Below are 18,410 nucleotides of genomic sequence, written 5' to 3' on the forward strand. Positions count from 1 at the left end.
TTCTCTTTAGCCCCTTCCAATCGGAAACACTAAAAACTTTAAGTCTGGCCTTGACATTTTCAGCAAAAAGGACTACAATTTTAAGGTAAAGCAAGCGACTCGGGACAGTGAAAGCCGAGATTTAAAATGGCCCAAAATCATCGCAATACGAATGAAGTAAAAAATAAAGGTGGAACCGTGCATAGCACCCTTTGTCTTAGGACAGGTGTATTGCGCGGTTTTTATATTATTTTAAGGAGTAGAACATTATGATGAATCCAGCAGAAATATTGGCTGCAACTATTCACCATGGACAAGAAAAGGTCAAACGACCGATGTTAGAAAAAGCTGTACTTGGCTTTATTGGAGGCGCGTTAATCTCTTTAGGTTATCTGCTTTATATCCGCGTCATATCAAGTGTCGTCGATGATTTTGGAAGTTTGGCAAGTTTCATCGGTGCAGCAGTGTTTCCTATTGGTTTGATTGTTATTTTAATGGGCGGTGGCGAGCTCATTACATCTAATATGACGGCTGTTTCTGTATCTTTCTTTGCAAAGAAAGTAAAATTTTCAGATTTGCTCAAAAACTGGATTGTCATCACTATTTTTAATCTTCTGGGTGCCTTCTTTGTGGCTTTCTTTTTTGCACACATTGTTGGGTTGACAAGTACAGGTGTGTATCGTGAGGAATTAATCACCGTTGCGCACTCGAAAATAAATGCAACCTGGCTTCAGACTTTGGTTTCTGGAGTAGGGTGTAACTGGTTTGTAGGCCTTGCGATGTGGCTTTCTTACGGAGCCAAAGATGCAGCAGGAAAAGTAATGGTAATCTGGTTCCCGACAATGGCTTTTGTTGCAATTGGTTTCCAGCACAGTGTGGCAAATGCTTTTGCCATCCCCGCTGCAATCTTTGAAGGTGGCGCCACATGGATGGAATTCATCCGCAATTTCAGTCTTGTCTATGCTGGAAATATCATTGGTGGTGTGATTTTCGTTGCTGGTTTTTACTTCCTTGGATATAAACGCCAAATGAATGAACTTAATAAATAATAAGGAGAATTAAATGTCAAATAATAAATTATCATTTCAAGATATGATTCTGACTTTGCAGGCTTTTTGGTCTAAGCAAGGTGCAAACTTGATGCAAGCCTACGATAACGAAGTTGGTGCAGGAACGATGAGTCCTTATACTTTCTTGCGTTCAAATGGACCGGAACCTTGGTCAGCAGCTTATGTACAACCTTCACGTCGACCTGCAGATGGACGTTATGGTGAAAATCCTAACCGCCTTTTCCAACACCACCAATTTCAAGTGGTGATGAAACCTTCACCCAAAAATATCCAAGAACTTTACTTGGAAAGTTTAGCTGCCCTAGGGATTGATGCTTTGGAGCATGATATTCGTTTTGTTGAAGATAACTGGGAAAATCCATCAATGGGTTGTGCCGGTATTGGTTGGGAAGTTTGGATTGATGGACAAGAATGTACACAGTTTACTTATTTCCAACAAGTGGGTGGTATTGAAGTGGATTCTGTAACTTCTGAAATTACCTATGGTCTAGAACGCTTGGCAACAGCTATTCAAGAAGTTGACAGTGTCTACGATCTCGAATGGGGAAATGGCGTGCTCTATGGTGATATTTTCAAAGAACCAGAATATGAGCACTCAAAATTTGCTTTTGAAGAGTCTGATCAAGATATGCTTTTAGACTTGTTTAACAAGTACGAAGCAGAAGCACTTAAATTACTGGACTTAGGTTTGGTTCACCCTGCTTATGACTTTATCTTGAAGAGCTCTCATACCTTTAACCTTTTGGATGCACGTGGCGCAGTTTCGGTAACTGAACGTGCTGGCTACCTCCACCGCGTACGTACAATGGCGCGTAAAGTTGCCAAAACATTTATTGAAGAACGTGCTAAACTTGGTTTCCCACTTTTAAAAGATGAAGACTTACGTGAGAAATATCTGGGAGAAAAAGGGAAATATACAAAAGTTCTGGCACAATTGGCAGAAGAACAGGAGGCAAAATAATGGCAAACTATTTACTCGAAATTGGCTTGGAAGAAATGCCAGCCCACTTGGTAACACCTGCAATCAATCAATTGGCAGAACGTCTTTCGGACTTTTTGAATGAAAATCGTTTAGAATTTGATGCTATCCGCAAATTTTCAACACCACGTCGTTTGGCTGTTTTGGTGGAAGGACTTGCTGAAAATTCCGAAGCAATGGACGAAGAAGTCAAAGGTCCATCTGCTAAAATTGCTAAAGATGCTGAAGGAAACTGGTCAAAAGCCATTCAAGGTTTCTCTCGTGGACAAGGCGTAACACCTGACGAATTGGTCCTCAAGGGCGATTACTATTTCGCAAACAAACATATCGCAGGCGTAGCTGCACAAGAAATATTGACAAAAGTTGGCGATGAAGTCATTTCTAAAATGCAGTTCAAAACTTACATGAAATGGGGAAATAATAGCTTCCTCTTCGTGCGCCCAATCCAATGGATGATTTCTTTACTAGATGCCGAAGTGGTTCCCTTTGACATTCTTGATGTGACTGCAGGAAATACAACACGTGGTCACCGCTTCCTTTCAAACCAAGTATTTACGCTTGAACATGCGACAGATTATGCCAAAGTTTTGACTGATAATTTTGTTATGGTTGATGCTGGAGCACGTAAAGCTGAAATTAGCCAACAAATCAAAAAAATTGCAGCTGAACATGGCTGGAAAGTTGAACTTTCAGACGAAAAACACGTTGAACTTCTTGAAGAAGTCAATAACCTCGTCGAGTACCCAACTGCTTTTGTCGGTAGCTTTGATGAAAAGTATTTGTCAGTTCCGGAAGAAGTTCTGGTTACTTCAATGCGTGATAACCAACGTTATTTTGAAGTTTATACTGCAGAAGGTAAGCTCGCACCACACTTTATCTCCGTGCGTAATGGTAATGCTGAAGGTATGAAAAACGTCATCTTAGGCAATGAAAAAGTTCTGGTTGCCCGTTTGGAAGATGCTGAGTTCTTCTGGAAAGAAGATCAAAAATTAAAAATTGCAGATCTTGTGAAGAAACTTGAAAATGTAACTTTCCATGCAAAAATCGGTTCAATCACAGAACATATGGCTCGTACAAAAGCAATTGCAGCACATCTGGCAGATATTGCCAAGCTGACAGAAACTGAAAAGACGGATGTGGCGCGTGCAGCAGATATTTACAAATTTGACCTTTTGACAGGTATGGTTGGTGAATTTGATGAACTTCAAGGCGTTATGGGTGAAAAATATGCTCTTCTTGCAGGAGAGAATGGCAACGTAGCAGCAGCAGTTCGTGAGCATTATATGCCAGTATCTGCTGAAGGAGATTTGCCGGAAACTGCTGTCGGAAGTGTTTTGGCTGCTGCAGATAAAATCGACAGCATTCTTTCATTCTTTAGCGCAGGCTTAATTCCTTCAGGCTCAAATGACCCTTACGCTTTGCGTCGTGCAGCGCAAGGATTGACACGTATTATTGAGAAATTCAACTGGCACTTTGACTTTTCTGAGTTTATCGCCGCACTTGATTATGAAAATAAAGAGCAAGTTATTGATTTCCTCAAAGGTCGTGTGCAAAAACTTCTACTGGATAAGAAAATCCGTCACGATATTGTTGAAGCAACAATTGCGGCAGATACAATGGATATTGCTAACATGATGGAAATTGCGCCAATGCTTAACAGTCATAAGGACGAAGAAACTTTTAAACCAGCTATTGAAAATATTTCACGTGTGATCAACTTGGCGAAAAAAGCCGATCATGTCGGAACGGTTTCTTCTGAGCTCTTTGAGAACGATGCTGAAGGCGTGCTTTACGAAGCTACAGAAGAACTTAAAGCAGGTTGGGCAAACTTGTCTGCCTCTGAAAAATATGATATTCTTGTCAACAAAGGTGTTCCAGCCATTAACAATTTCTTTGAAAATGTAATGGTTATGGCAGAAGATGAAAAAGTACGTCACAATCGTCTGGCCTTGCTTACAGAGCTGTCAGCACTTACCGGAACAATGGCTGACTTTAGTTTAATCAATACAAAATAAGGAGGATATTGGTCTTATGGCAATCACAAATGAACAAGTGGAACGTATCAATGAACTTGCACGTAAACACAAAGCAGAAGGACTAACAGAAGCCGAAACTGCAGAACGTGCTGAATTGCGCCGTATCTATCTTGATAGCGTACGTGAAAATCTCCGCGGTCAAGTTGAAGCAGTAAAATTGGTGGATGAAGATGGCAAAGACATCACACCAGAAAAGCTTAAAGACATTCAACGCGCCAAAGGTATGCGTGATTAAAAGTGGTCGAGCTTTGTGCTCGGCCTGTTTTTAATACGCTCCCAGATTTGCTCCTGAAGGAGCTCATGTTAGACGACAATTCCCAGCGGAATTGCCTGAACATTTTATTAGGCAGGATCGATTTTTTGATTTCTGCATTATTGCTATTATTATACAGGTAAGGGGAATTACTTTTAATGAAAAATATAAAAATTGGAATCTCAAGATGGGCCGTTCTTTATGCCGTTTTAGCTCTTGTGATTGGGGTAATCATTGGAGCTGTTGATGCTTTATTTGGGCGTGGCTTGATTTATATTACGGAGACGCGTGACGCACATCCCATGTATTTTCTTCCTTTTTTGGCTTTAGCTGGTCTTTTGATTGTGTATGTCTACCAACGTTTTGGTAAAGACAGTCAAAAAGGAATGGGGTTGATTTTTGAAGCGGGAAATAAAGGACGAGAAGACATTCCTAAGCGTTTAGTGCCCTTGATTATCTTTTCAACTTGGCTATCGCACCTTTTTGGTGCCAGTGTTGGACGGGAAGGTGTAGCTGTCCAGATTGGTGCCACGATTGGCCATACAGTCGGTGGGAAATTATCTTCCAAGGAAGCACAAAAAGTGCTTTTGATTACGGGGATGGCAGCCGGTTTTGCCGGTCTCTTTCAAACACCGATTGCTGCAACTTTCTTTGCTATTGAAATCCTGATGGTGGGCAAGATTGAATATATCGCACTTTTCCCAGCTTTGGTTGGTTCCTATGCGGCCAGTGCGACATCTCATGCTTTAGGTTTAGAAAAATTTTCCTTTGCGGTCAATACCGACTTAAATGTTGATCCGTTGGTACTTCTGAAGCTACTCGTTGTGGCAATTTGCTTTGGCTTGGTGGGGCGCATCTTTGCGCAAGGCTTAGCCTTTATGAAGACTTATATGGCAAATAAACTCACTAATCCTTATCGCCGTATCTTACTTATGGGACTGATTTTGAGCTTGGGTCTCATCTTCATCCATCTTGATCGTTATGCAGGCCTAGGGACGAATCTGATTTCAATGAGTTTTAACGGAGAACATATCAATGCCTATGATTGGCTTCTGAAATTGCTCTTCACTGTCTTAAGTATCTCAGCCGGTTTCCAAGGGGGAGAAGTAACACCACTCTTTGCGATTGGTGCAAGTTTGGGCGCGACCTTAGCCTTACTTTTGGGCTTGCCTGTTGGCTTGGTCGCTGCTGCTGGCTATGTTTCAGTCTTTTCATCAGCAACCAACTCATATTTTGCTTCAATCTTCATTGCTGCAGAAGTCTTTGGCTTTGGTACGGTACAATATATCCTGCCAATCGTGACCATTGCCTATATTCTCAATGGGAATGCTTCGATCTATGCACAAGGAAAACTTAACTTGGAGGTTTAAAAAAGAATAAGGCTTTTGGTCTTATTCTTTTTATTGTCTATTTTCCTATGTCCAGAATGAGCAATTTTTAATCACAAAATATAGCGAAGTGATAAAATAGAAAGAGAATATGAAAACGCCTACGAAAAATGTTGGCTTAGAAAAGAAGAGGAGCAGCTGTGAATATCGAAGCTTTACTTGAAAAAAAAGAGCAAATACAGGTTAAGATTCTACGTCAGTTGGTCCTCAAACGGGATAAGATAACCGCGCAAGAACTGTGTGAGGGGGTAAATCTCTCTCGACCTTCGATTGAAAGCTACTTAGATGACATTTCTTATCTGGGACAGATGATGGGGAAACCTATGGAAGTGATGCGCCAGGACAATAAACTTGCCTTAAACATGGCAGAATCTCAAAGCTTAGACGAAGTCATCAGCTTTTTAATTCAAGACAGCATTAAGTATCGCTTACTTCTCTTGCTTTTAGAACAAAAAAATTACATGATTTTTGAACTAGCAGAAGCCTTACTGGTCAGTGAATCAACCTTGTTCCGCAAAATAAAAGAGCTGAATAAACTTTTAGCCGAGTTTGAGCTTCAAATCAAAAATAATAAGCTGGTGGGCGAAGAAAGCCAGATTCGCTATTTTTACTACTTGTTGTTTGATTCGCTTCATCCTACATTTCGCCCAGACTTGCTTCAAGTCACGAAGTTTCAAGTTGATTTTATCTTGCAACTCGAAGAAACCTTAAAAGTAACCTTTTCGGCAAGCAGCCAAGATAAACTTTACCGTTGGTTAGCCATTACAGAAAAAAGGCGTAAACTTACAGATATCCAAGTCACTCAGTCTTTGGAAATGAAGAAAACCTACCAAGACGATCACCTTTATCAGCTGTTGGACTCTCTTTTTTATCAATACATTTATGCTAAACAGAGCAAGAATAATTGTGAGACAATCTTTTTCTACAGTTTTCTCCTGTCTTTTTTCATCTTAGATAAGGAAAGTTATTACCGCTTTGATATTTTCCGCAGTAAAAAAATCCCGACCGTTCTCTTGAATATTTCTTTAAGAGAACGTATGCTGAACCACTATCGTCCCCATCGTTTAGGATTTGAAGAGGAAAAAGCCATTAGTTATCAGTTGGCACAAGTCAATAATAAATTTGCCTTTTTCCATGGCAGTCTCTTTACAAAGAGCCAAGAAGCGTTGCTCAGTCATGAGCAAAACTGGGTCGATAAGAGTTTTCAAGATTTGCTGGATAATCTCAAAGATATCGCCTTAAGTTATATTCCCAAAACGCAGGATTTGCCTGAACTCCTCTTTGGCTATCGCAATGCTTTGATGTTGCTGGAACTTTTATCTGCCCAACAACTGACAGTGGCTTATGACTTGTCTGATACGCCAGCCTATCAAATCCCCATGGAACATTATCTTAAAAATCGTCTCAGAGCAGTGGAAAAGATAAAACTGGAACATTACCATGAAGGACAGAGCTATGACTTGCTTATCTCAAGTAAAAGAAATGACAGTCGAAAGTTTGTCTATATCCTTTCCGAGTTTTCCAGTGAGTATGACTTTGAAGAGCTCTTATCACGCATCGAAAACTTAAAAAAAGCCAAATTTCAAAAGAAAGCAATTCTAAACTAAGAATACATCAGAGCAAGAGGGACATATCCCTCTTTTTGTGTTGCTGAGGATATGATTTTGTATTTACTAAGAAAAATATTACAATTGTATTATATAAATGTTAACAAAGTTACCTAAATAACTAAAACACTTGACGAGGTAATGTGATGGTCTATAATTCAAGAGCAGAGCAGAGCAGAGCAGAGCAGAGCAGACGGTAATTTTCCGTCCCACAGTTCTAAGTTTTTTCTACCTTGAAGGAAGGAGAAGCTTATGAATGAAGATAAAAAACACAGACTGCGCAATATCGCCCTTTTGGTATTGGTTGGCTTGATTGGGGGCACTTTTGCCTTTGCGGCCTTTAACCAACAAGCCATTAATGACCGTTTGCGGGAAAATCCAGCACCTGTTGGCGCTCGGGTGCATGATTACTTCAACCGTCAGACAGAAAATAAGGATGTCTTTGTCGAAAATTACGGTCAAGAACCCATCATGGCAAGAATTCGTCTGTCGGAGTTCATGGAGTATCAAAAACGCGGTCAGACAGGCTGGATACAAGTGGCAGGCGGTGATCGCCATGATTCGAGCACTTGGACCATCTATAGACCAGAAGAAGGTGATATTAATAGCCGTTCAGCTGTTGATGGTTCATCTAACTTTACCCAATATTCCACTCTCACCTTTGGTTGGGAACGTGACAACCAAGAGGAACCTTGGTACTTGCCGACCTTTAATCATGACAGTATAGATTTGACGACAGCTGCTGCCGGCGATGCGCAAGACTACCTTGAAAGAGGTGCCACTCATCCCGGCGATGGCAAAGATAATTTCTGGCAAGCCAACGTCTCCTACACCAATGGACAAAATGACATCGTCTGGCCAGGTTCTACAGAGGGCACACGCACAACTTCCCAGAATCTCCGCCAAGAGCGCAATCCTATTACCCTGCAAGAATGGAGAGCACTCCGAACAGAGGCAGAGAATGATGAAGTAGGAAGAAATAAGCAAATCGGTAACTTCTGGGTCATGGACCCAGAGACAGGTTGGGCTTACTGGGCGAATAGGCTTAATCCCGGGCAAGCGACTTCATACTTGATAGACGAGGCACGCATGGAAGATGCGGCTCGTGCGATTCAAGGTTCTTACTATTACGCCATCCACGTCGACAGTGAATTAATCAATGTCAGTGCAGAGCGTTTTTCCCATGAAGACCAAGCTTCTGAGGCCTTGGAAGAACTTCTTGACCGTATCAGAGTCGGTGCCGATGGCAATGCTTCACCACAATTTCCTGCCCCTGTCAGGGACTTTACCTTTAGTACAATGCGTGATACAGCTGGTTCCAACAGGATATTTACAGTAGATAGTCCAGGAGAACCCCAAGAGTTCCGTTACCTTGAAAACATGGAGGGCGGTTATCACTGGATTATCAGTAACTCTGTCCTTACCTATACGTCTTGGTATGAGCAAGAGGATCGTATGGATGCGTGGTTCGATGAGGAGCTTTCGCTCGAATTTCGTGCGTTGGTTGCTCCTGTAGCTGAATCTTTTAGTACAGGAGATGTCCATGATTCCCGCGTGGGTGGTACTACGGGTGGACTTCAGATTAGTGGCACTCTATTGTCTATCACTAATCTGAGTGCTTATCCAGAAGTTGCGGCGGACAGAACAAGAGTTGTTTCAGAAGCAGAAGGGGGCATCCCTAGTGCCTTTGCCCTCTCGGTAGCAGATGTTCAATATTTAACATTCGGTACGAGTTCTGGTTTTGCGAACAACTTGTCCGACCGTATGGCTGCTTCCCCTTGGCCCAACATATGGTGGTTACGTACGCCTGCAACTTATCCCCTGTTCCCACAACTCAATAGTGCATGGACAATAGCAGCTGGTACGTTTACTGCTGCTTCCGGTTTTCAACGTTCACACACCATATCTAATCTTGGGGCACGTCCCGCCCTCATCATCCACCAATAACCCTAAACTCCCCACATGCTGGGGAGTTTTTCTCTGTCCAAAGCTCTTTTTTTCCTTTGACTGCCAATTTTTTTTAGAATTTCTTAAAAAATGAAAGTATTTCATTATCTTTAAATGCTATAATATGAAATATAGAAAGCGTTTACAAAGGAGAACGAACATGACAGAAACTTCTTACATTATGGCAATTGACCAAGGTACGACAAGCTCAAGAGCTATTATATTTGATAAACAAGGTAAACACATTGGCAGTTCCCAAAAGGAATTCACCCAGTACTTTCCTAAAGAAGGTTGGGTCGAACATGATGCCAACGAGATTTGGAACTCTGTTCAGTCTGTTATCGCAGGAGCTTTTATCGAATCTGGTATCAAACCTGTACAGGTTGCCGGTATCGGTATAACTAACCAACGTGAAACAACCATTATCTGGGACAAAAAGACAGGCAAACCCATCTACCATGCCATTGTATGGCAATCTCGTCAATCTGCCGACATTGCCAATGGTCTTAAAGAAGCAGGGCATGATGAACTCTTCCATAAAAAGACAGGACTTATTGTTGATTCCTACTTTTCAGCCACAAAGATTCGTTGGATCCTTGATCACGTAGAAGGTGCACAAGAGCGTGCCGAACGCGGCGAGCTCCTCTTTGGAACCATCGATACATGGCTCTTGTGGAAGTTGACAGATGGCGATGCACACTATACCGACTATTCTAATGCCAGCCGTACGATGCTCTACAATATTCACGAGTTGAAATGGGACGAAGAAATCCTGAAAATTCTTAATATCCCAGCTTCAATGCTTCCAGAAGTTAAGTCCAACTCAGAAGTTTACGGTGTAACTAAAGGTTTCCATTTCTTCGGCTCTGAAGTACCAATCTCTGGTATGGCGGGAGACCAGCAAGCTGCATTATTTGGTCAAATGGCCTTTGAGCCCGGGATGATTAAAAATACCTATGGTACAGGTTCATTTATTGTCATGAACACAGGTGAGAAACCACATATTTCGAAAAATAACATGCTGACAACGATTGGCTATGGTATTAACGGAAAAGTTTATTATGCCTTAGAGGGAAGTATCTTTGTCGCAGGCTCATCTATCCAATGGTTACGTGATGGTTTGAAAATGTTGGAGCGGGCCAGTGATTCCGAAGAAGTGGCACTTCAATCTAGGAGTCAAGATGAAGTTTACGTGGTGCCAGCTTTTGTCGGCCTTGGTGCTCCGTATTGGGACCAAGAAGCGCGTGGTGCGATGTTTGGCTTGACACGTGGAACAACAAAAGAAGATATTGTGAAAGCAACCTTACAAGGGATTGCTTATCAAGTTCGTGATGTAGTCAGCACCATGAAAGAAGATACAGGAATCGATATGTCTGTGCTCAAGGTAGACGGCGGTGCTGCAAACAATGAATACTTGATGCAGTTCCAAGCGGATATCCTGAATATCCCAATCCAACGTGCGGGCGATTTGGAAACAACAGCACTTGGTGCAGCCTTCCTTGCAGGACTAGCTGTTGGTTTCTGGAAAGACTTAGAAGAACTTAAAGAATCCTATGAACCGGGCAAAATTTTCCAAACTCAAATGCAAGAAGAACGCAGAGAAGAACTCTATGCCGGTTGGAAAAAAGCCGTGAATGCGACACGCGCTTTCAAATAATAAGCAATTAGACAGTAACCTAAAAGGAGAATAGAAATGGCTTTTTCTAAAAAAACAAGACAAGAAGCAATCACAAAAGTTCAAAATGAAGAGATGGACCTACTCGTTATCGGAGGGGGAATCACTGGTGCTGGATTGACATTACAAGCAGCGGCAGCTGGCATGAAAGTTGCCGTGCTTGAAATGCAGGACTTTTCAGAAGGAACATCCTCACGCTCGACAAAACTCGTGCATGGAGGGATCCGCTACCTCAAAAACTTCGATGTCGAAGTCGTTTCTGATACAGTTTCAGAACGTGCTGTTGTTCAAGGCATTGCGCCCCATATTCCTAAGCCAGATCCGATGTTACTTCCTATCTACGATGATGAAGGCAAGACAACTTTTGATATGTTTTCTGTGAAAATCGCGATGGATTTGTATGACCGTTTGGCCGGTGTGGATGAAGACTCACCATATGCTAACTATACTATCTCACCAGAAGAAGTATTGCGCCGTGAGCCACTCATCAAGAAAAAAGGGTTACAAGGAGCTGGTGTTTATCTTGACTATCGTAACAATGATGCACGCTTGGTAATTGATAATATCAAGAAAGCCGTAGAAGACGGTGCGCAAGCCATTAGCAAGATGAAAGTGATTGATTTTACCTATACCGATGGACAAATCTCTGGTGTTCGTGCGCGTGATTTGTTGACAGACCAAGTCATTGAAGTCAAAGCTAAACTTGTGATTAACACAAGTGGTCCTTGGGTAGATAAGATTCGTTATCTGAACTTCACACGTCCTATCGTGCCAAAAATGCGTCCAACAAAAGGTGTACATCTGGTAGTGGATGCGGCTAAACTACCTGTACCACAACCAACTTATTTTGATACAGGCAAACACGATAAACGTATGGTCTTTGCTATTCCCCGTGAAAATAAAACTTATTTTGGTACGACAGATACAGATTATCATGGCGACTTTACTGATCCAAAAGTAACCCAAGAAGATGTGGATTACCTCTTGGATGTCATTAATTTCCGCTACCCTGAAGCAAATATCACGATTAATGACATTGAAGCTTCATGGGCTGGATTGCGCCCATTATTAGGTGGAAATTCTGGTTCAGACTATAACGGTGGAGATAATGGTGCGGTTTCTGAAACCAGCTTTAACGCTGTCGTTGAGGCGGTGCTCCGTTATAAAAATAAAACAGCAACAAAAGCCGAAGTAGAGCATTTGTTGAACAATATGGAATCAAGCCTTTCCGAAAAAGGAGATGCACCATCTTCCGTATCTCGTGGAAGTTCCCTCGAACGCGAGAGCGATGGTTTGATTACTCTAGCGGGCGGTAAAATCACGGACTACCGTAAAATGGCAGCGGGTGCGATGGAGCTTATCTGCCAACTGCTTGAGGAGGACTTTGGTTTGAAATATGAACCTATTGACTCTAAAAAATACCAAATCTCTGGTGGTGAATTTGACCCAACTAAGGTTGAAGAAGTTGTTGCTGAAAACATGAAAGTTGGTGTTGCTGCAGGACTTACAGAAGAAGAAGCAAAATACATCGCGGACTTTTATGGCATGAACGCTCTCCAAGTGTTTGCCTATGCTTCTGAAATGGAGCCATATGAAGGTCTATCTCTCGCCGAATCAGCACGTTTACGTTATGCGCTTGAAGATGAAATGATCTTGACGCCAGTGGATTACTTGCTTCGTCGTACCAACCATATTTTATTTATGCGTGAAGGTGTAGATGCTATCAAGGTACATGTTGTTAATGCCATGGCGGAATACCTCGGCTGGTCTGCAGAAGAAAAAGCAGAACAAGAAAAAGCTTTGGAAGAAGCACTTCGTGAATCTGACTTGTCGGACTTGAAGAAGTAAAATAATCCCAAAAATGATTGAAACAAATAAAATATAGAAAAAAGGAGTCACTATGCACTCAGAAATGGTACAATACCTCGGTGAATTTTTAGGCACATTTATCTTAATCCTTCTTGGTAACGGTGTAGTTTCAGGCGTTGTTCTGAACAAGACGAAAGCAACAGGAGCAGGGTGGGTTGCTATCACACTCGGTTGGGGCTTTGCAGTAATGATGGGGGTTTACATTTCCGGATTTATGTCGCCTGCCCACTTAAATCCAGCAGTAACGATTGCAATGGCAATGATTGGTAGCTTTAGCTGGAGTTTGGTTTTCCCTTATATTATCGCCCAAATGCTTGGGGCAATGGTCGCCAGCATTATCCTCTACCTGATGTTTTACCCTCACTATGCTGAAACTAAAAATCCAGCAGATATCTTAGGCACATTTTCTACAGGTCCAGCCATTCGTCAAACGGGGTCGAATTTAATCAGTGAAATCGTTGGAACAGCAGTCTTAACGACAGGTATTCTGGCCTTTGGTCAATATGCCATTACGCAAACTTCTGGTGTTTCACCTCTTTTAGTCGGTGCTATCATCACAGCCATCGGTTTATCACTTGGTGCGACAACCGGTTACTCTTTGAATCCTGCACGTGACTTAGGTCCTCGTATCATGCACGCTATCTTACCTATCAAGGGTAAGGGAGATTCTGACTGGTCTTACGCATGGATTCCTGTTGTAGGTCCAATCATTGGCGGTAGCTTAGGCGCCCTTCTCTTTAACATGGTTATTCAATTTGCAAGTAAATAAATTGAAATATTAGATAAAAGCAGAGTTAGACAAAAATCTAGCTCTTTTTGTATGAAAAAAATACCAGTAATCCTCCAGCTTATGGGAATAAAAACTAAATAAAGAAAACGCTTTATTTTCTCTTGCTTTTGAAAATAAGAGGTGCTATATTACAAATATAACAAAACTAAAAGAAAAATTTTGGAGGAAACAAAATGTCGAAAAAAATAGTAGCCGTTACGGCCTGTGCTGCTGGAATAGCGCACACCTATATGGCCGCCGAATCTATCGAAAAAGCGGCTAAAAAAATGGGCTATGAGGTCAAAGTAGAGACAAATGGAGCTATTGGAGCAGAGAATGTCTTAACTCCTGAAGAGATCGAAAACGCAGATCTTGTACTTGTTGCCTCAGACATTAAGATTGATCCGATTCGTTTCACAGGTAAGCCTCTTTATGTTACAAAATCTATTCCGGCAATTGAAGATTCGGAAGCCTTGATAAAAAAAGCATTCGCTGAGGCTGAAGTTTTTGGCAAGAAAGGAAGTAAGGTAGGGAATATTCAGATTGGTAATGATAAAGATAAGGTTACTTTTCTGACCCATGTGATGAGTGGTATTTCTTACATGGTGCCAATGGTCATCGCTGCCGGTCTTCTCCTTACCATTGCCAATCTCTATGCCTTTCAAAGAGACGACCTAGGACGTATTGTCAAGTGGGGTTTTGACAATACGACACAAATGGGCTTCCTCATGGAAAAACTCTTTTATGTTGGGCAGATGGGTTTTAAACTAATGATTCCACTATTTGCTGGTTTTGTGGCAAATTCCATTGCAGACAAACCCGCAATAGCTCCTGCCATGATTGGTGCTTATCTTGTTAATGACCCAGAATTTTTAGGAACTGAAGCAGGTGGAGGTTTTATTGGTGCTATTATTGTGGCTTTCATTGTTGGCTATATGGTCAAAGGATTGAAAAAAATAAAATGGCCTAAAATTGTTATGCCAATCGTGCCAATTATGATTATTCCTTTTATTGCAACAGCAGTTATCAGCTTGATCGTGCTTTATATCATCGGAAATCCAATCTCAGTGGGGATGGATGCCATGTATGATGGGTTAACCAACTTAAATAATAATTTCGCAGGTGCACCAATCATTATCGGAGCCATTTGTGGCGCAATGATTGGGTTTGACTTGGGGGGACCAATCAATAAAACGGCTTTAGTGTTTGGGACAGCAATATTTACCGATACAATGACAAAATACGGTATTGAAGGTGCAAACTTTGTACCAGGTACAGCAACACAAGCAGCGATTTCGGTAGCACCCTTAGGTGTATGGTTGGCTACGATATTATTTAAAAATAAATTTTCAAAAGATGAAAAAATTGCTGCCAGTGCAGCCTTCGGTATGGGAATTGTCGGTGTCACTGAAGGAGCTATTCCATTTGTGGCAGCACATCCTGTACGAATGATTTTCTCAAACGTCGTAGGTTCAGCTGTTGCAGGTGGACTTATCTCAGCTACTGGTTCGAAATTTTATGGCGGTATTGGCTCGCCTCTGGGAACCTTTATTGGTTATATTGAGCAACCGATTCCTTTTGTAACATGGATTTTGTGCGTATGTGCAGGTATTTTGACCACCGCATTATTGATTGGATTTACACGAGGTATTGAATTCAAAAAGCCAGTAAAAGCTAAAGCAAAATAAGAAAGTGAATAAAGATGAACAAAGAAGTTTTTAATCAAGAACATATCCTTTTCGATACAAGCGCACGTACACAGGAAGAAGCCTTTGCAGTTATTGCACAGTTTGCGCATTCTCTTGGCTTTGTGGACAATGAAGCCGAATATTTTGAAGGCCTAAAACAGCGAGAAGCAGAAGCAACAACAGGGTTTAAAGACCATATCGCCATTCCTCATTGTAAAGATAAAACGAACTTAAAGCCGGGCATGTTTTTCGTTAGATTTGCCAATGAAATTCCTTGGAATGCTTTGGATGGCAAACCCGTGAAAGTTGCTTTGGCACTTACGATTCCCGAGGAAGGTGCGACTGAGCACTTGAAGTTGCTGAGCTTAATCGCTCGAAAATTAATTGATGATCAATTTCGTGAAGATATTTTATCAGAGAAAGACCCGAATAATCTGACTGCCGTTATAGATAAAATTGATTTTTAACTCAAAGGTCAAATCATCTTGATTTGGCCTTTTGAAAAAATGAATAAGGAAGTAAAAATGAAGAAAAAAGTACACGTCATTCATCATACACACTGGGATTTAGAATGGTATTTTACTCATAATGAATCTTTCGTCCAGTTGGCTTATCATTTGGATGAAGTAATGAGCGCTTTGGAGAATAATGAAATTTCTTATTATCTCCTCGATGGGCAAATGAGCATTTTGGATGACTACCTCCAAAGTTTCCCTGAACAAAAAACACGACTCAAAAAGCTGGTTCAAGCTGGAAAACTCTGGATTGGTCCATGGTATACTCAAACAGATGAACTCATCATAAGTGGCGAGTCAATCGTGAGAAATTTGACTCTGGGAATGGAATTAGCAGAAGATTTGGGTGGTTATATGAATATCGGTTACCTGCCAGACTCTTTCGGCCAGAGCAAAGATATGCCTAAGATATATCAAGGTTTAGGAATTGATCGTACAGTCTTTTGGCGAGGATTGCCGCAGGAAAAAACAAGGGACCGCGAATTTTATTGGCAAGCTGAAGATGGTTCAAAAGTTTTAGCCGCAAATATTAAGGATGGTTATTTTGTTGGCGTTGGACTTATTCATAGTGACCAAACCCAAGAACTTATGACACAGATTGAAGACGGCTCTGTGGGGCAACATCTCGTTTTACCTGTAGGAGGAGACCAGCGTTATGTAGATTTTAACCTACGTGAGCGGATTGATTTTTACAACCAGAAACTGAGTGACTATGAGTTAAAAGAAAGCAACTATGAGGAGCTATTCTCCGAACTCGAAAAAGAGGAACTGACCACAATTGAAGGGGAATTTATCTCCAGCTCAGTCTCGAAAATCCATCGCTCGATTTATTCTTCACGTTACGACCATAAGTATTTGAATGATAAGCTGGAAAGACGGATGATTTATCAAGTAGAACCACTCGTTCTTATGGCTGAAAAACTTGGGATTGCTAACAAGCAGGGTTTAATTGACAGAATCTGGAAATTGCTGGCAAAAAATCAAGCCCACGACAGTGCGGGCGGCTGTAATAGCGATAAAACCAATCGCATTATTCGTGAACGCTTTATCGAAGCAGACCAACTGTCTTATTCCATAGTCGACTACTTGACCAGAAAAATCAGTGAGTCACAGAAAAAAGTTTGTGACCACCAAGTCAGCATTTTTAATACCCTGCCTTGGGAAGTAACTAAAACAGTAAAAATTAATGTCTCTACTGAGTTTAAAGATATCCAACTGAAAAACACGGCAGGGGAAGCGCTAAGTTTTGATGTTCTGGCAAGAAATAAAGAATATTCTGGTGAAATCAGACGCGAAGAAACTGCTCAAGATCCGGATAAATATTATTATATTCATGAACTGGCTGTAGAAGTTACGGTTCCTGCGCTTAGTTTTGTGAATTACTTCGTTGAAGAAAGTCAACGGTCAAGCAAGATCATCAGCGAAGACAAGCAAGATTATATTGAAAATGATTACTACAAGCTGAGCTATGAAAAAGGACAGCTTCATTTATTTGATAAGAAAATGCAGCAAAGTTATGACAACATCTTATCTTTTGAAGATGGTGGTGATGAAGGTGATACTTACGATTACTCGCCAGCTCATGCAGATCGTGTCTTTGATTTGACACTTGAAGGAAGTAAAAATAGTACTTTTTGTGGGGAACATTATCAAGAGTTATTATTGACAGGTTCTTGGGAACTTCCTAAAGATTTGAAAGAACGTGCAGAAGGCATTTGCCAACAAAAACAAGACTACGAATTAAAAATTACCTTAAAAAAAGGGAGCAAGCATCTCGAATGCCATTTGACGATAGATAATCAAGTGTTGGACCATCGTATGCGTGCAGTCATCAATCTTCCTTTTGCTAATCAATATTCTTACACAGATACGCCTTTTGGTACAGTGAAGCGTGAAGCAGAAGATCCGCATTTGAAAGATTGGCAAGAAATCGGCTGGCGTGAAGAACCAACAGCTATTTACCCCATGCTAAAATGGGTTAATGCTCACGATGATAAAAACAGTTGGACGGTTTTTGCCAAAGGAATCAAAGAATATCAATTAATCGGGGAAAATCATCATCAGTTAGCTTTAACCCTCTTTCGAAGTGTCGGATTTTTAGGACGGCCTGATTTGCTCAGAAGGCCAGGTGTAGCTTCTGGTAATGCTTTTAAGTACATCCCAACACCTGATAGCCAATTGTTGGAAAAATTAACATTCAAATTTGCCATAAGTTTAGAACAGGATTATAACCCCGCACGACTTGCTCAAAGTTACCTTGATTATGCTTTATCCTTGCCTTTCTATCAAATTCAGAGTCTAAATCTTTTTACAACGACTTTAAAATATTTTGTGTCAAATACCTTGAAAGAAAAAATTTGCAGTCCCCAGAATATCAGCTTGAAAGCACCTGACCTTGTCTTTAGTTCACTCCGTAAGAATAAGCTTTACGGCGGTTGGGACTTACGGGTGTATAATCCAAGTACCCAAGCTGTTCAGGGTGAGAATTTTATTCTGTCAGAGCAAGAGCTTCGCTATGAGTTTGTGGACCTGAGGGGAATCGCGCTGACCGAACGACAAAAAAATAGTAAAATTAATCTGGGAGATTTTAGAGCAGGACAGATTAAAACTGTTCATTTCATAGATTGAGGAAAAA

13 protein-coding genes are annotated in these 18,410 nt (G+C 41.2%); all 13 read left to right on the plus strand.

Features of this window, described 5'->3' with window-relative positions; genetic code table 11:
• The first annotated feature begins 248 nt into the window (after positions 1-248).
• The 13 genes from BZZ03_RS03095 (at position 249) to BZZ03_RS03155 (ending at position 18,403) form a co-directional block, all read left to right on the plus strand.
• Positions 249-1,028, plus strand: a complete 780-nt coding sequence (locus tag BZZ03_RS03095) for a formate/nitrite transporter family protein (RefSeq protein WP_019292766.1) — start codon at positions 249-251, stop codon at positions 1,026-1,028.
• Positions 1,029-1,041: 13 nt separating this feature from the next.
• The gene (gene glyQ / locus BZZ03_RS03100) at positions 1,042-2,010 is read left to right on the plus strand and encodes a glycine--tRNA ligase subunit alpha (RefSeq protein WP_019292765.1); all 969 of its coding nucleotides are present in this window, start codon (positions 1,042-1,044) and stop codon (positions 2,008-2,010) included.
• Positions 2,010-4,043: a glycine--tRNA ligase subunit beta gene (glyS, locus tag BZZ03_RS03105; RefSeq protein ID WP_086582477.1), complete on the plus strand. Its 2,034-nt coding sequence runs from the start codon at positions 2,010-2,012 to the stop codon at positions 4,041-4,043. The genes glyQ and glyS overlap by 1 nt, the downstream gene beginning before the upstream one ends.
• A 16-nt stretch (positions 4,044-4,059) precedes the next feature.
• Positions 4,060-4,299 (plus strand): DUF896 domain-containing protein, encoded by a 240-nt coding sequence (locus tag BZZ03_RS03110; RefSeq protein WP_004257921.1) that lies wholly within the window; start codon positions 4,060-4,062, stop codon positions 4,297-4,299.
• Positions 4,300-4,475: 176 nt separating this feature from the next.
• Positions 4,476-5,687 (plus strand): chloride channel protein, encoded by a 1,212-nt coding sequence (locus BZZ03_RS03115; RefSeq protein WP_086582478.1) that lies wholly within the window; start codon positions 4,476-4,478, stop codon positions 5,685-5,687.
• A 158-nt stretch (positions 5,688-5,845) separates the two neighbouring features.
• Positions 5,846-7,312 (plus strand): helix-turn-helix domain-containing protein, encoded by a 1,467-nt coding sequence (locus BZZ03_RS03120; RefSeq protein WP_086582479.1) that lies wholly within the window; start codon positions 5,846-5,848, stop codon positions 7,310-7,312.
• 252 nt (positions 7,313-7,564) lie between these two features.
• The gene (locus BZZ03_RS03125; protein WP_086582480.1) at positions 7,565-9,259 is read left to right on the plus strand and encodes a hypothetical protein; all 1,695 of its coding nucleotides are present in this window, start codon (positions 7,565-7,567) and stop codon (positions 9,257-9,259) included.
• A gap of 160 nt (positions 9,260-9,419) precedes the next feature.
• Entirely contained in the window at positions 9,420-10,916 is a 1,497-nt protein-coding gene (gene glpK, locus BZZ03_RS03130; RefSeq protein ID WP_019292543.1) for a glycerol kinase GlpK, read from the plus strand.
• A 36-nt stretch (positions 10,917-10,952) separates the two neighbouring features.
• Positions 10,953-12,782: a type 1 glycerol-3-phosphate oxidase gene (glpO, locus tag BZZ03_RS03135; protein WP_086582481.1), complete on the plus strand. Its 1,830-nt coding sequence runs from the start codon at positions 10,953-10,955 to the stop codon at positions 12,780-12,782.
• A 52-nt stretch (positions 12,783-12,834) separates the two neighbouring features.
• On the plus strand, positions 12,835-13,572 hold the full coding sequence (locus BZZ03_RS03140) for an MIP/aquaporin family protein (protein WP_086582482.1): 738 nt from the start codon (positions 12,835-12,837) through the stop codon (positions 13,570-13,572).
• A 194-nt stretch (positions 13,573-13,766) separates the two neighbouring features.
• Positions 13,767-15,260 carry a PTS fructose transporter subunit IIC gene (locus BZZ03_RS03145; protein ID WP_019293549.1) on the plus strand — a complete coding sequence of 498 codons (1,494 nt, stop codon included), beginning with the start codon at positions 13,767-13,769 and terminating at the stop codon, positions 15,258-15,260.
• A gap of 14 nt (positions 15,261-15,274) precedes the next feature.
• Positions 15,275-15,727: a PTS sugar transporter subunit IIA gene (locus BZZ03_RS03150; protein WP_086582483.1), complete on the plus strand. Its 453-nt coding sequence runs from the start codon at positions 15,275-15,277 to the stop codon at positions 15,725-15,727.
• Positions 15,728-15,784: 57 nt separating this feature from the next.
• Positions 15,785-18,403 carry a glycoside hydrolase family 38 N-terminal domain-containing protein gene (locus tag BZZ03_RS03155; RefSeq protein WP_086582484.1) on the plus strand — a complete coding sequence of 873 codons (2,619 nt, stop codon included), beginning with the start codon at positions 15,785-15,787 and terminating at the stop codon, positions 18,401-18,403.
• Positions 18,404-18,410 lie beyond the last annotated feature (7 nt).

Source organism: Lactococcus petauri (assembly GCF_002154895.1).
Classification (GTDB): domain Bacteria; phylum Bacillota; class Bacilli; order Lactobacillales; family Streptococcaceae; genus Lactococcus; species Lactococcus petauri.